The sequence below is a fragment of the Chromohalobacter canadensis genome, from assembly GCF_034479555.1.
GTDB lineage: Bacteria > Pseudomonadota > Gammaproteobacteria > Pseudomonadales > Halomonadaceae > Chromohalobacter > Chromohalobacter canadensis.
Genome location: NZ_CP140151.1, coordinates 66718 through 80844, shown reverse-complemented (window position 1 = coordinate 80844; position 14127 = coordinate 66718). Strand labels below are relative to the sequence as shown.

The 14127-nt window shown below is 60.0% G+C and carries 13 protein-coding genes; 3 read left to right on the top strand and 10 right to left on the bottom strand.

Translation table 11 applies throughout. The features are described 5' to 3' along the window. Positions 1-21: 21 nt before the first annotated feature. The 5 genes from pdxH to arsC all read right to left on the bottom strand — a co-directional run bounded on the left by pdxH (position 22) and on the right by arsC (position 3535). Positions 22-669 (bottom strand): pyridoxamine 5'-phosphate oxidase, encoded by a 648-nt coding sequence (pdxH, locus tag SR908_RS00380; protein WP_097023671.1) that lies wholly within the window; start codon positions 667-669, stop codon positions 22-24. A gap of 197 nt (positions 670-866) precedes the next feature. After that, positions 867-2135, bottom strand: coding sequence for a hypothetical protein (locus tag SR908_RS00375; protein ID WP_097023672.1), 1269 nt, complete (start codon positions 2133-2135; stop codon positions 867-869). Positions 2136-2138: 3 nt separating this feature from the next. Then, the gene (locus SR908_RS00370) at positions 2139-2534 is read right to left on the bottom strand and encodes a DUF2069 domain-containing protein (protein WP_245846449.1); all 396 of its coding nucleotides are present in this window, start codon (positions 2532-2534) and stop codon (positions 2139-2141) included. Continuing rightward, positions 2531-3160 (bottom strand): NAD(P)H:quinone oxidoreductase, encoded by a 630-nt coding sequence (gene wrbA, locus SR908_RS00365; protein ID WP_246921954.1) that lies wholly within the window; start codon positions 3158-3160, stop codon positions 2531-2533. The genes SR908_RS00370 and wrbA overlap by 4 nt, the downstream gene beginning before the upstream one ends. A gap of 27 nt (positions 3161-3187) precedes the next feature. Continuing rightward, positions 3188-3535: an arsenate reductase (glutaredoxin) gene (gene arsC, locus SR908_RS00360; RefSeq protein WP_246921951.1), complete on the bottom strand. Its 348-nt coding sequence runs from the start codon at positions 3533-3535 to the stop codon at positions 3188-3190. Between the two features lie 63 nt (positions 3536-3598). Here arsC and SR908_RS00355 point away from each other — a divergent pair, with 63 nt between their 5' ends. After that, positions 3599-4819 (top strand): YihY family inner membrane protein, encoded by a 1221-nt coding sequence (locus tag SR908_RS00355; protein WP_246921948.1) that lies wholly within the window; start codon positions 3599-3601, stop codon positions 4817-4819. Between the two features lie 61 nt (positions 4820-4880). On the opposite strand, the gene SR908_RS00350 is transcribed toward SR908_RS00355, so the two are convergent. Continuing rightward, positions 4881-5300 carry a gamma-glutamylcyclotransferase family protein gene (locus SR908_RS00350; RefSeq protein ID WP_246895050.1) on the bottom strand — a complete coding sequence of 140 codons (420 nt, stop codon included), beginning with the start codon at positions 5298-5300 and terminating at the stop codon, positions 4881-4883. A gap of 157 nt (positions 5301-5457) precedes the next feature. On the opposite strand from SR908_RS00350, the gene smrA reads away from it, so the two are divergent. After that, the gene (gene smrA / locus SR908_RS00345) at positions 5458-6051 is read left to right on the top strand and encodes a DNA endonuclease SmrA (RefSeq protein ID WP_246921945.1); all 594 of its coding nucleotides are present in this window, start codon (positions 5458-5460) and stop codon (positions 6049-6051) included. An 83-nt stretch (positions 6052-6134) separates the two neighbouring features. Here smrA and SR908_RS00340 read toward each other — a convergent pair whose 3' ends face one another. From SR908_RS00340 to metH, 3 genes are all read right to left on the bottom strand, one after another. Continuing rightward, positions 6135-6632 carry a DUF934 domain-containing protein gene (locus tag SR908_RS00340; protein ID WP_097023678.1) on the bottom strand — a complete coding sequence of 166 codons (498 nt, stop codon included), beginning with the start codon at positions 6630-6632 and terminating at the stop codon, positions 6135-6137. Beyond that, positions 6625-8277: a nitrite/sulfite reductase gene (locus SR908_RS00335; protein ID WP_246921942.1), complete on the bottom strand. Its 1653-nt coding sequence runs from the start codon at positions 8275-8277 to the stop codon at positions 6625-6627. The genes SR908_RS00340 and SR908_RS00335 overlap by 8 nt, the downstream gene beginning before the upstream one ends. A 206-nt stretch (positions 8278-8483) precedes the next feature. After that, complete coding sequence (gene metH, locus SR908_RS00330) at positions 8484-12221, bottom strand: methionine synthase (protein WP_246921939.1); 3738 nt, start codon at positions 12219-12221, stop codon at positions 8484-8486. 203 nt (positions 12222-12424) lie between these two features. Here metH and nfuA point away from each other — a divergent pair, with 203 nt between their 5' ends. Next, positions 12425-13015, top strand: a complete 591-nt coding sequence (nfuA, locus tag SR908_RS00325; RefSeq protein WP_075369273.1) for a Fe-S biogenesis protein NfuA — start codon at positions 12425-12427, stop codon at positions 13013-13015. Positions 13016-13151: 136 nt separating this feature from the next. Here the strand turns inward: nfuA and SR908_RS00320 are convergent, their stop codons facing one another. Further along, complete coding sequence (locus SR908_RS00320) at positions 13152-14117, bottom strand: DNA-binding protein (protein ID WP_246921936.1); 966 nt, start codon at positions 14115-14117, stop codon at positions 13152-13154. Between the last annotated feature and the right edge of the window lie 10 nt (positions 14118-14127).

The window sequence follows — 14127 nt, the reverse complement described above, 5'->3', positions numbered from 1 at the left end:
TGGAGGGGGCAAGACTTGAGATTAAGGCGCCAAACGCGTTTTGCTCCAGGCTGAATCCTGCTCGTGATGGCGATAGCGAATACGATCATGGAGGCGATTGGATTGGCCTTGCCAGAACTCCAGAATAAGCGGCCGAACACGATAGCCACCCCAGTGAGGGGGGCGCTCGACGGTTTGGTCGGAATAGACCTGTTCGAAGCGTTGCTTGCGTTCTTCCAGCCATTCGCGGTCGGGGATTTCCACGCTTTGCTGGGAAATCCACGCGCCTAGCTGGCTGTCCCGAGGACGGCTGGCGAAATACTCATCCGAGATGTTGGCCTCGGCTTTTTCCACGCGTCCCTCGATACGTACCTGCCGGTGAAGTGTGGGCCACCAGAACACCAGGGCAGCATGAGGGACATTTGCCAGCTCACTGCCCTTGTGGCTTTGGTAGTTGGTGAAGAACACGAACCCTTGCTCGTCGAAATGCTTGAGCAATACCACGCGGGCATGAGGGAGCCCTTGGCTATCGACGGTGGCCAACGTCATGGCATTGGGATCTTGAGGTTCATGCTCTCGGGCGGCCGAGAACCAGGTCTGAAACAAGTCGATGGGCGATGCCGGCGTGTGCGCGTCGGAGAGTGTCTCGCCAGCGTAATCGCGTCGCAGGTCAGCGATATCGTAATTCATGGTCTTCCTCTCCTAAGTGTGCATCCATCTTTATTAGGCGGCGGCATTCGGCGGACATTCCCGATGAATGCGGTCATACCCATCAGGATAGCGCTCTAGGCGGTCGAGATAGGTAAAAGTCGTCATGTCGATGGCAAAGACTTCAACCATTATGCGCGCGCGCGAAGCATGAATGTCATCCTTATGCAGCGTGAGGGTCAGGGTGTCTGCCACCAGGCGTACAAGGCAAATACCGCGCCACATGCCAGCCAGCCGAGTACCGCATAGGGCAGGTTCCAGCGCATCATGTCTCGGGACTTGATGCCGTAGCGAACGCATAGCGCGAGGTTGCTGCCCGACAAGGGACTGCAGCCGGTCCCCAGCGCCCAACTCATGAGAAACAGCATGCCCAACAAGGTAGGATCCGGTTCCAGAGGTTGTACCAGTGGCGCGATCGTGGCGATGCCGACAAGCGGGTGAATACCCACGAACGCCAATATCACCAGAATACCTTGCGTGATCCAGGCGGCGAAACTCCCGAAATGATCAAGTGGGAGAAACTGCCGATCCGGTGTACTGGCCAGTAGGGCGGCGAGACCGCTCGAGATGAGCCCTGCAGCGAGAAACAATGCGAACTGGGGCCCCAGGCGTGGCAATCCATCGTTGAGTTGTTTATGCAATCGGCCACGGCGCTCGCGCGAGGGGACCAGCAGTATCGCGAACAGTGGCGAGACGATGCTAATGATCAAGGGGATGGATAAGCTCGGCCAGATGAAGTGCGCCACGATGACGCTCAGCGCTAGTATGCCGGGTAGCACAAGACTGCTCTTGCCCAAAGGGTAACCGATGAATTCACCGGGCAGGCGCAGTGCATCGATGGCCACCAGCGCCAGCAGAAGCAACGACGCTAGAAGCCCCCAGGGAAGTAACGCAAGGAAGTCGATGCCCGGCGCATAGGTCAGGGCGACCCCCATGGCGACGAAGAACGGTGACCAGGCTGCTGCCGCCGGGAAGGCGCGTCCCAGGACGATGGCTTGTTGGCGCGTCAATCGTCCTTGGCGCTGCATGCGGTCCCCGAACAGAAACAGTACGGAAAGATTGATGACCGCTCCAAAGAGGTGGACGCCTAGCAACGTGCCCCAGAAGCTACCGCGCCGTTCGTGCTGCGTATCGTCATCCTTGAGAGGGCGCGCCATGGAGAGAAAGCTGACGCCGGCGAACATCATCAGCAAGGGCTGGTTGACGCTGAGTCCGGCAACCAGCGAGGCCGGCGTCTCGCGCCATAGAGCGACGCCCCAGATAACCACCCCGGCCAGGCCCAGCCACATGGCTTGTCGCTGGGAGGCTCGTGGCAGTTGCAAACTCAGGCGCAACGTCGCGAGCCATCCCAGAATCGCGGCTGGCCATAGCGGCAGGTGGAGCAACGAGCAAGCGATACTGACCATGAGCATCGCGAGTATGAGGCAGCTCGACGGACGTAGCGGCATTCCTCAGCCTGTCAGCTGTTGTCGGCGCCAGCGCGCGTAGGCGGCGGCGCTAACGAACAAGACGAGGGCTGCGAGTGTTTCCAGCGTCCCCCATGCCAGCCGACCCGGTAGCTGGGCGATCATCAGCCCCTGCAAGATATACAGCAGGCTGACGAACGCGAGCATGACGTGTCCACGCGGGCGTCTGGTGATAATCGGGAGGAGGAAGAGCACCAGCGGCAAGAGGCGGACGGCGATCGGCATCAGGCCGATCTGGCCACTGGCATGCAACTGCCAACCGCCGAGAATTTGCAAGATAGCCAGTGCCGCCAAGCCGCCCCAGACGCCTCGACGTGCCTGTGTCGTGACATATGCTAAGCCGTGGCGTGTCGCCAGTTGATCGAGCTGTTGACGCATCATGTGGCCTCATGAAGCGAGCGCATTGCCAGGGCGAGGCGCCCTAACCGCTCACCCTGGGCGCGAGCCAGCGCCGTTTCGTCGTCATCCAGGGGACGATCTGCTTGTGCGCCGGCCAAGTGGCTCGTGCCATAGGGTGTCCCGCCGGATTGCGTCGTCAGCAGGCGCGTCTCGCGATAGGGCACGCCTGCGTAGACCATGCCGTGATGCAGCAGAGGAATCAGCATGGTCAATAGCGTGGCTTCCTGTCCGCCGTGCAGGCTGGCCGTGGAGGTGAACGCGGTGGCGGGTTTGTCGGCAAGGACGCCGTTCATCCAAAGCTCGCTGGTGGTATCCAAAAAGTATTTGAGGGGCGAGGCCATGTTGCCAAACCGTGTGGGACTGCCTAGCGCCAGACCATAGCAGTGGCGGAGATCATCTAATGTTGCGTAGACGGCCCCCTCGGCGGGAATTTCCGGGTCGACCGCTTCGCATGTCGTGGAAACGGGGGGAACGGTGCGTAGCCGTGCCGCGATGCCGGAGATACTTTCCACGCCGGCGGCGAGCTGCTCCGCCATCTCTCGCGTGGCACCGTTCCGTGAATAGAACAGTACGAGTACATAAGGTGTTTCAGAAGCGGGGCGAGTCATGGGAGGCCTCGTGTCGTGGGACATCGATCATTCGATCAAGTCGAGAAGAGCTTCCGGGGGACGACCGATGCGGGCACGTGTGCCATCGTCGAGTATCGGGCGTTGCATGAGCCGAGGATTGTCGGCAATGGCCTGCAAGCGTTCCTCGTCACTAGGATCCTGGAGCGCTAAGGCTTTCCATTGGGCTTCGCTGGTGCGAACCAAAGCCGGCACGCCGTCATCGAGCCGCTGTGCGAGGCTACGGAGTTGCATGATGTCGAGTGGATCATCGAGATAGCGATGCACGCTGACAACGACGTGGCGGGCCTCGAGCAGGGCCAAGGCCTCACGCGACTTGGAGCAGCGTGGGTTGTGGTAAAGTGTAAAAGTCGTCATGCCTTAACTCCGGCAGCTGGGGTCGACGAATCAAATAATTAGCCAAGCATTGTAGAGTGCCACATGCGACGCCCACAACTCCTCGACCGCCGCTGGCCCGCGCTCATCCTGCGTAGCCTGCGTGAACTGATACAACGTTTCGACTCTCACGACGGGCTCAAGACTGCCTCGGCGTTGACCTATACCACCTTGTTTGCCGTGGTTCCTTTCATGACCGTCGTCTATGCGATGTTATCGGCCATCCCCAGTTTTCAGGGAATCAGCGAACAGCTCCAGGGCTTAATCTTCAGCCAGTTCGTGCCCGCCACGGGATCGGCGTTGGTCGAGCACCTGCGTGATTTCTCTCGCCAGGCGCGTAGCCTGACGTTGATCGGGCTGATTTTTCTGCTGGTGACGGCCGTCATGATGATGGTCACCGTCGAAAGGGCATTCAACACGATCTGGCATGTGTCGCGCAGTCGGCGGGGAGTATCCAGTTTTCTGCTGTATTGGGCGGTGCTGACGCTTGGCCCGCTGTTGGTCGGTTCGGGATTTCTGCTGTCTTCCTACCTGGCGTCATTGACCCTGGTACGCGGCGCCGCTGATGTGCTGGGCGGCCCGGCGACCTTCCTGCGTCTGTTGCCGCTGACGCTGAGTTTCACGGCATTCGTCTTCATTTACATGGCAGTTCCCAATTGCCGCGTTCGGTTTCGGCATGCCGTGGCCGGGGCAGGGGTGGCGGCATTGGCGCTGGAGCTTGCCAAGGGGGCCTTTTCGCTTTATGTCACCTATTTCCCATCTTACCAAGTGATCTACGGCACTTTTGCTGCCGTTCCCTTGTTCTTGATATGGGTGTTCCTGTCTTGGGCGATCGTGTTGGTAGGGGCCGAGCTGGCCGCTTGGCTGAGCGAGCGGCGGCGTGTCGAATGGCGCTATTGGCCGCCGTTCTGGCAAGCCTTGGGCGTAGTGTCTCGACTTCACGAAGCGCATCAGCATGGGCGATCGCTTGCCGATCGAGAATTGGCGATGTGCCTGGGGCTGCGGTACACGGAAGTGATGACGCCGCTGGAAAAGCTGGGGGTTGCTGCTCAGTTGGACAATGATCGCTGGATGCTGGGGCGCGACTTGGGCGTGTTGACGCTCTGGGAGTTTCAGCGCGCCATGCCGTGGCCGGTGCCACTCGGCGAAAATGCGCCGACGAGTGAAATGACGCTCGTGCATGCTGCACTCCAAGAAGCCGAAGATCACTGCCAGCAGGTGTTGACCCAGCCCATGGAACGCCTACTGCACACGCCTCGGGAATGATGCTGTTATCCTGAGGCATACTTTATACCGTTATCTATCTTGATGGGCCAAATCTAAAAATTCATAAACGTCGATAGACCCAAGCACTTTGCCCGTTATCGAGTTTGACGTTTACACGCCGATAACGCTCCCCTAAATGTTCGTATCGGTCCAAACGTTTGAGCTCATCGCTTGTGACCGAAAGGGTATATCCATCGACCTGCTCGTTAGGCGCCGGTGAAATATCCAGCTCATCTCGGGTATAACCTCGGAGCGTGGCGGGTGTTGCGGTGCCGGCACGTCCCATGACCAACCAGCGGATCGGAGCATAACGCAGGGTGCCATAGACGAACACTCTGTGATGCTCGAGACGACGATCCATGATTGGCGGATTGTCTGGTGCTTCATAGCCATAGGGACTCTGGAAGGTGTACCAGAGATAGCCGAACCCGAGGACGATAGCGATCACGGCGAGAAGCCCGATTCTATAGACCCAGCGCATTGGCATCTCCCAAGTTCTTGAAGCGCGAGGCTACGGACGAGTGAGGTAGGGCATCTGCGTTTATGCTTGCCGCCAAGGGTGGGGAGTGTGGCATTATCTCGTTAGCTTGGGAACCGTCGAGGCTTCTCGAGATCGTAGGCCATAGGAGAGCAAGCCAATGAGCCAGCACATGCGAGACGATCTATTTCGGCAGGCGTTAGGGGAAGACGTTCAGCCCTTGACTAAAGGCCGCGACAAGGCGGACGTTGAACATTCTCCCTCCGCTCCTTCAGAGGCTCAATTGGCTCGCCGCGCTCAGGCTGAGGCCGATGACAAAGAGAGCAATTTCTTATCCGATGAATTCGTCGACCTGATAGGGCCGGCCGATCCCATTGAGTACCGCCGGGACGGCATTCAGATAGGCGTGCTCGAGCGTTTACGTCATGGCGGTTATGCTCCGGAAGCGTCTTTACACTTGCAAAAGAAGCCGCTTGAGGTGTGCCGCCGCGAACTGTTTCGATTCATACGAGACGCGCGAGAGCATGATCTGCGCTGTGTCTTGGTCGTTCATGGCCGCAGCAAGGAAGCCGAAGGACAGGCGAATATCGTACGCTCGTACATCGGTAAATGGCTGGCGCAATTCGACGACGTGCAGGCTTATGTCTCGGCGCATAAAAGCCACGGTGGTTTGGGCGCTACCTATGCCATGTTGCGGAAGTCGGAGCGTGCTCGCGCCAGAAATCGCGAACGCCAGCAGAAACGGCGAGGGTAGTTCCCTATCTTGAATGATAAAGCGGGGGAGAAGGCCGACGTCGTTCTCGTGTGAACCGTACGTCGGCCAGTGCCTAGTCAGCGTCAGGCGCTTTCGCGCATACGCCGTCTGAACAGGGGTTCCGGCGTGTCGATGCCGGGCTGATAGCTGAGGCTGAACGTGTCGAGAGCGTTGAGCGCATCTTCGACGACCTGGTCCTCACGCAGCGAGAAGGCGTCGAAGCCGCACCGGGACATGTAATACAACTGATCGATCAGCACATCCCCAACTGCGCGGATCTGGCCGCGATACCCATACCGTTCTCGCAACAACCGCGCGATGCTATAGCCACGGCCATCGGTGAACTTGGGAAAGTCGATGGCAACCAGCGGCGCATCGAGCAGTTGCTCGGCGAGCTCGGGTGTGAGCTCGGTATCGCTGGCCAGCAGCGGTGCGAGGTCGTCGCCGGGCGCTTCCTGCCACTCCACCAGCGGGACGATGACCCGCCCGTTCTCGGGGCGTGGTGCATCCTCCGCGGACAGTACCCAGTCATCGTCCTGGACGCGGCGATCGGCAATCAGAGTGCGTGGCTGCTCAGGCATAGACATGCTCCTTGAAAGGCTTCAGGCCGATGCGCCGGTAGGTATCGAGGAACGTTTCATCGGGCGTGCGCTCCCCGACGTAGACCTTCAGCAGCTTATCGATCACGTCGGTCACATCTTCACGGTAGAAGGAGGGGCCGAGAATCTTGCCCAGCGACGATTCGTTGCCCTGGCTCCCGCCCAGCGAGATCTGATAGTACTCCTCGCCTTTCTTGTCGACGCCGAGAATGCCGATATGCCCCACGTGGTGGTGTCCGCAAGCGTTCATGCAGCCGGAGATGTTGAGCTCCAGCGGTCCCAGATCATACAGAAAGTCGAGGTTTTCGAAGCGTTCCTGAATTTCCTGGGCAACCGGGATCGACTTGGCATTGGCCAGTGAGCAGTAATCGCCACCGGGGCAGCAGATCAGGTCGGCCAGGGTGCCCACGGTGGGGTTGGCCATGCCCAGCGTCTCAAGCCGCTGCCAGAGGTCTTCCATGCGATCCACCGGCACATCGGTCAGCACCAGATTTTGCTCGTGCGTGACGCGCAGCTCGCCATAACTGAATTCGTCGGCCAGGTCCGCGACGGCGGCCATGTCTTCGGAGGTCACGTCGCCGGGCGAATGGTCGTGACGCTTGAGCGATAGCGTCACGGCCTTGTAACCGGGGACCTTGTGGTCGGTGACATTGTTGGTCACGAAGCGGGCGAAGGCACGGTTTTCCCCACGCAGGCGATCATAAGCCTGAATGGCGTCCTCGGCGACATCACGACGGGGCGGCTCGACAAAGTGGCTGGTCACGGCGGAGATCGCCTCGTCGGTCAGCGTCTGGGGGCCATCCTTGAGATGCGCCCATTCCGCCTCGGCACGACGCCGGAACTCGTCGATGCCCAATGCTTTGACCAGAATCTTGATGCGCGCCTTGAACTTGTTGTCGCGTCGACCGTATTGGTTGTAGACGCGCAGGATCGCTTCGAGATACGTCAGCAGGTGTTGCCACGGCAAGTCGTCACACATCACGCTGCCGATCATCGGCGTGCGACCCAGACCGCCGCCAGCCAGTACCTTGACGCGTACCTCGCCAGCTTCGTTGCGCCAGAAGCGCAGGCCTACGTCGTGCACCTGGATGGCCGCGCGGTCTTCTTCGGCACCAGTCACTGCGATCTTGAACTTGCGCGGCAGGTAGGCGAACTCGGGGTGGAAGGTCGACCACTGACGAATGAGTTCGCACCAAGGGCGCGGATCGACATCTTCGTCGCTGGCGATGCCGGAGAACTGATCGGTCGTGGTATTACGGATGTCGTTGCCGCTGGTCTGGATAGCATGCATCTGCACGCTAGCCAGGTCGGCCAGGATGTCCGGTACGTCCTCGAGTTTCGGCCAGTTCAGTTGCAGATTGGTGCGCGTGGTGAAATGGCCATAGCCGCGATCGTAGCGTGCGGCGATCTCGCCCAGCTTGCGCAGTTGATAGGAGGCCAGCATGCCGTATGGAATGGCAATACGCAGCATCGGCGCATAGCGCTGGACATAAAGGCCATTCTGCACGCGCAGCGGTAGAAATTCCTCGTCGCTGATCTTGCCTTCGAGATAGCGGCGCATCTGGTCGCGGAACTGGGCGACGCGCTCGTCTACGAGCGTTTGGTCGTACGTGTCGTACCGATACATACAGGCGGTGTCCTGCTAGTCACATGGATTGCCGTAGCAGGGCACCTTACCCTGCCTTCTATATTCTTTGAAAGAATAAATAATAATAGCTTATTGCATTTATGTTATTAAAAAGGTCGCGCGATCAGACCGCGCAACCTAAGGAGCTTAGGCACCAATAGCCTAGCGTAACCCACCAGTCCCCTGCCATCGTTCGATGGCGTCTCTCATTCGGGATCGTAGGACAGGACGGGCGATAACCAGCGTTCTAGCTCCTTCAACGGCATCTGCTTGCGTGCCGCCAGCGATTCGACTTGGTCGCGACCGATCTTGCCGGTGGAGAAATACTTTGAGCGCGGATGCGAGAAGTACCAACCGGAGACCGCCGCCGAGGGCCACATGGCGTAGCTGTCGGTCAGCTCGATGCCCGTCTTGGCCGTGGCATCCAGTAGCCGGAAGAGCGTGGCTTTTTCGGTATGGTCCGGGCAGGCGGGATAGCCGGGGGCAGGGCGAATGCCCTGGTATTTCTCGGCGATCAGCGCATCATTATCCAGGGTTTCATTGGGCACATAACCCCAAAACTCCTTGCGCACGCGCTCGTGCATGCGTTCGGCGAATGCCTCGGCGAGCCGGTCGGCCAGGGCCTTGACCATGATGGCGTTGTAATCGTCGCCAGCCGCCTCGTATTGCTTGGCCAGCTCATCCGCGCCATGGCCCGTAGTCACCGCAAAGCCACCGATCCAATCCTGTTTGCCGCTGGGCTCGCCGTTTGTCAGGTCTCTCGGCGCGATGAAGTCGGCGAGGCTCTGGCAGACGCCATCGCGGTTTTTGGTGGTCTGCTGGCGAATATGGTGAAGACGCTCGATCACCTCGCTGCGCGAGGAGTCGGCATAGACCTCAAGGGTGTCGTCGTCGACGCTATTGGCCGGCCACATGCCGATCACGCCGCGCGCCGTGATATGGCGCTCATCGATCAGCTTGTGAAGCATTGCCTGGGCATCGGCGAACAGGCTGCGAGCCGCTTCGCCAACCACTTCGTCCTCAAGAATCTTGGGATACTTGCCAGACAGCTGCCAGCTCATGAAGAAAGGCGTCCAGTCGATACGCTCGACCAGCTCTTCCAGCGGGTAATCGTCGAATACCTTGAGCCCGCTGAAGGTCGGCTCGGGCGGCGTGTAATCGGCCCAATCGAGAGCGGGGCGGCGTTCTCGCGCTTCGGCATAGCCCAAGTCGGCCGCCTTGGGGCGACGCTTGGCATTGCGCTCGCGAACCTTGTCATATTCCTCGCGTATCTCTTCGACGTAACTCGGCTTGAGCGTCGGCGAGAGCAAGCGGCTGGCGACGCCGACGGCACGCGAGGCATCGCTGACGTAGATGACCGGCTGTTCGTACTGTGGCGCGATCTTGACCGAGGTATGGGCCTTGGAGGTCGTCGCGCCGCCGATCAGCAGCGGGATCGTGAAGTCCTGACGCTGCATTTCCTTGGCTACATGGACCATCTCATCCAGCGACGGCGTGATCAGCCCGGATAGGCCGATGATATCCGCATTGTGCTCGCGCGCGGCGGCGAAGATCTTCTCCGCTGGCACCATAACGCCGAGGTCGATGACCTCGTAGTTGTTGCACTGCAGGACCACGCCGACGATGTTCTTGCCGATGTCGTGCACGTCGCCCTTGACCGTGGCCATCACGATCTTGCCCTTGGCTTGGGCACCCGCGCTCTTCTCGGCCTCGATGTAGGGGATGAGATAGGCGACCGCCTGTTTCATGACCCGTGCCGATTTGACCACCTGGGGCAGGAACATCTTGCCATCGCCGAACAGGTCGCCGACCACGTTCATGCCATCCATCAGCGGGCCTTCGATGACCTCGATGGGGCGCTGGGCGCGCTGCCGCGCCAGTTCGGTGTCGTCTTCGATGTACGCAGTGATGCCCTTGATCAAGGCATGTTCGATGCGCTTCTCGACTTCCCAACTACGCCATTCCAGGTCTTCCTTCTTCTCGCCGCTACTGCCGTCGCCCTTGTACTTGTCGGCAATGTCGAGCAGGCGTTCCGTGCCATCGTCACGACGGTTGAGGACGACGTCTTCGACCGCGTCGCGCAGTTCGGCGGGTAGGTCGTCGTAGACCGCAAGCTGACCGGCGTTGACGATGCCCATGCTCAGGCCGGCCTTGATGGCGTGATAGAGAAACACGGAGTGAATCGCCTCACGCACCGCGTTGTTACCGCGGAACGAGAACGACACGTTGGAAACGCCACCCGAGAGCATGGCATGTGGCAGGTGCTCGCGAATCCACTGCGACGCCTCGATGAAATCGACGGCGTAGTTGTTGTGCTCCTCGATGCCCGTGGCGATGGCGAAGATATTGGGGTCGAAGATGATATCTTCGGCCGGAAAGCCGATGTCGTCGACCAACAGGCGGTAGGCGCGCTCGCAGATCTGCGTCTTGCGTTGGAAGGTGTCCGCCTGGCCTTCCTCGTCGAAGGCCATGACCACGATGGCAGCCCCGTAACGGCGGCAGGCCATGGCCTGTTGGCGAAAGGCGTCTTCGCCTTCCTTGAGCGAGATCGAGTTGACCACCGCCTTGCCCTGGACGCACTTGAGGCCTGCCTCGATGATCTCCCACTTCGAGGAGTCGAGCATGATCGGCACGCGCGAGATATCCGGCTCCGAGGCGATCAGGTTCAGGAAGCGGACCATGGCTTCCTGAGACTCGAGCATGCCCTCATCCATGTTAATGTCGATGACCTGGGCGCCATTCTCGACTTGCTCGAGCGCCACTTCGAGCGCGGTGGTGTAGTCCTCTTCCTTGATCAAACGCTTGAAGCGCGCCGATCCGGTCACGTTGGTACGCTCGCCGACGTTGACGAATAGCGAGTCCGCTTCGATGTTGAAGGGCTCTAGCCCTGCGAGCCGGCAAGCCTTGGGGCGCTCGGCAACGTGACGGGGCGCCAGCTCGCCCACCGCCTCGCGAATGGCGGCGATGTGCTCCGGCGCGGTACCGCAACAGCCGCCGATGATGTTGACCATGCCGCTTTCGGCAAATTCACGCACGATCGCCGCCATTTCCTCGGCGGTCTGGTCGTATTCGCCGAACTCGTTGGGTAGCCCTGCATTGGGGTGCGCCGAGACGAAGGTATCGGCCTTGTGGGAGAGCTCTTCGAGATAGGGGCGTAGTTCCGCCGCGCCGAGGGCACAGTTAAGGCCTACGGACAGCGGCTGAGCATGACGGATCGAGTTCCAGAACGCCTCGGTGGTCTGGCCGGAAAGCGTGCGCCCGGAAGCGTCGGTGATAGTGCCCGAGATCATCACCGGCCAACGCGCGCCGCGCACCTCGAACAACCTTTCGAGTGCATAGATGGCCGCCTTGGCGTTGAGCGTGTCGAAGATGGTCTCGATCATGAACAGATCGACACCGCCGTCGATCAGGGCGTCGGCCGCCTCGTAGTAGTTGTCGAACAACTGGTCGAAAGTGACATTGCGCTTGGCGGGGTCGTTGACATCCGGCGAGAGTGACGCCGTGCGCGAGGTCGGCCCCAGCACGCCAGCAACATAGCGGGGCACGCCGGTTTCCGAGCCCACCGCTTCGCAGACGTCCTTGGCCAGGCGTGCCGCTTCACGGTTGATTTCCGGCACCAGGGCCTGCATGCCATAATCGGATTGCGACAATTGGGTGCTGTTGAAGGTGTTGGTCTCGACGATATCCGCGCCGGCCTCGAGATAGGCGCGATGAATGTCACGCACCACACCAGGACGCGTCAGCACCAGCAAGTCATTGTTGCCCTTGAGATCACTCGGCCAATCGGCGAAGCGTGGCCCCCGGAAGTCGTCTTCAGCCAACTCGTAGCCTTGCAGCATGGTGCCCATGCCACCATCGAGAATCATGATGCGCTGTGCCAGCTGTTCGTGGAGCGACGAAAACGAAGCGGCGAGCGTTAATGACGAAGCAGTGGCGGCAGGCATGTCAGCGTATTTCTCCAGCGGGATCCGAGCGATAGGGCGAAGGTCAGCGAGGCCGGCACGAGGCCGATGCCACGCAGGCGGGAATGGTACCAGAAGCACCGCAATGTGGGCAGTCGCCAAGACCCAGCAAAATACTCGGGATTGTGTCCGGCGACGCTTTTTCATACCATGAAGGCAACATCTCAGGTAGAGAGTAACGTTTTATGAGCCAGCCCATCCAAATTACCGACAACGCTCAGGAGTATCTCGCCGAGCTGTTGGCCAAGCAGAACGTCGAAGGCATTGCGGTGCGCATCTTCATCACCCAGCCGGGGACGCCCTACGCCGAAACCTGCCTGGCGTATTGTCGGCCGGGTGAAGAAGAGCCGAGCGACGAGCGTCTCGATCTGGACAAGATCACGGTGTATCTCGAGAAGAACAGTATCGCGTTTCTCGAAGAGGCAGTGGTCGACTTCAATGCGGATCGCATGGGCGGCCAACTGACCATCAAGGCGCCCAACGCCAAGATGCCGCAGGTCAACGCCGACAGCCCGCTCGAGGATCGCGTCAATTACGTGCTTTACAGCGAAATCAACCCTGGCCTGGCAGCTCATGGGGGCGAAATTCGCCTGATGCAGTTGACCGAGGAAAACGTCGCCGTACTGCAGTTCGGCGGTGGTTGCCAAGGTTGTGCCGCGGTCGATATCACCCTCAAGGATGGGGTCGAAAAGACGCTGGTTGAGCGCGTTCCCGAACTGGTCGGTATCCGTGACGTCACCGACCACACCGACGATACCAACGCCTATTACCGCTGATTGGTGCTAGTCGCGACCATTCCCTTGTCGTGACAGCCCGGACTCAGCATCGAAAGCCCGCCATGTGAACTGACCCCCAATTGTTGGACGGTTCATTCAGGCGGGCTTTTGTCGTTGAGGGCTACGCCCAACGTCGTTACACGACGAAGGGCGGCAATGGCAGGCGTGCCAGCTTTTCGCGCAGCTCGCGATTGATGGCGTGCTGTTGCTCGAGCTCACGCTCTGCGCGCCGGTTGTCGCTTTGCGTTTGCTGTAGTTGGCCCTGACTCTCCCGCAGTTTGCTTTCCAATGCCTGCCGCTGCGAGGTTTCGTTGCGCGCCTTTTCTTCCAGCGTCGTGTACTGACGACGTTGCTCGGCGAGCTCTGCCTGCACACGCTCGAATTTCTGTTCCAGAGATGCAGTGCGTTTTTGGGCCTGCTTTTCGACATTCTGGCGCTCTTGGCGCGCATCATCGAGAAGCCCCATCAAGCGTGCTTCCGCTGCCTCGTGGCGCTGTTCTTCCTGCTTCAATTGCGTTTGATGCTCACGCGAGAGCTCTGCCATGGCATCGCGATGCTCGCTGCGAGCGGTTTCCAGATGGCGCTGATGCTTCTGGCATTCCTCGTCGAGTTGCTGCACGCGTCGTGCCTGCTGGGTTTCCTGCTGATGGGCCGCTTGCAGTTCGCTTTGCGCATTGGCCAGTTGCATTGTCTTTTCTTCCAGCCGCGCCTGAGCCTGCTCGAAATGCGTATTCAACGCTGCCAGGCGTTCCTCGGCGTCAGCTGCCTTGCGGGCGGCGGCTTGGGCCTCGGCTTGCGCCTCTTCGACACGCTGGTCGGACTCCTGTCGGTAATGCGCCAGGGACTCAGCCGCCAGCGCCTGGGCTTTTTCCCAGAGATCCGTCATCCATGCCTGTAGCGCCTCCGGTGGTGCCTCACTCGACGTGATATCCCGGTTACGCTCCCGCCGTAGCCGCCACTCCCGCAAATGATCGCTGATCGTCGTGAAGCTCCCTGTGCCCAGAATGTCGCGAATTTTCTGAACGGTGGGCGCGTCGTCTTGACGTAGCAGCGTATCGATCGCGTGCTGCACGTCCTCGTATTGAATGCCGTTGCGGGCCATGTCGAGTCCT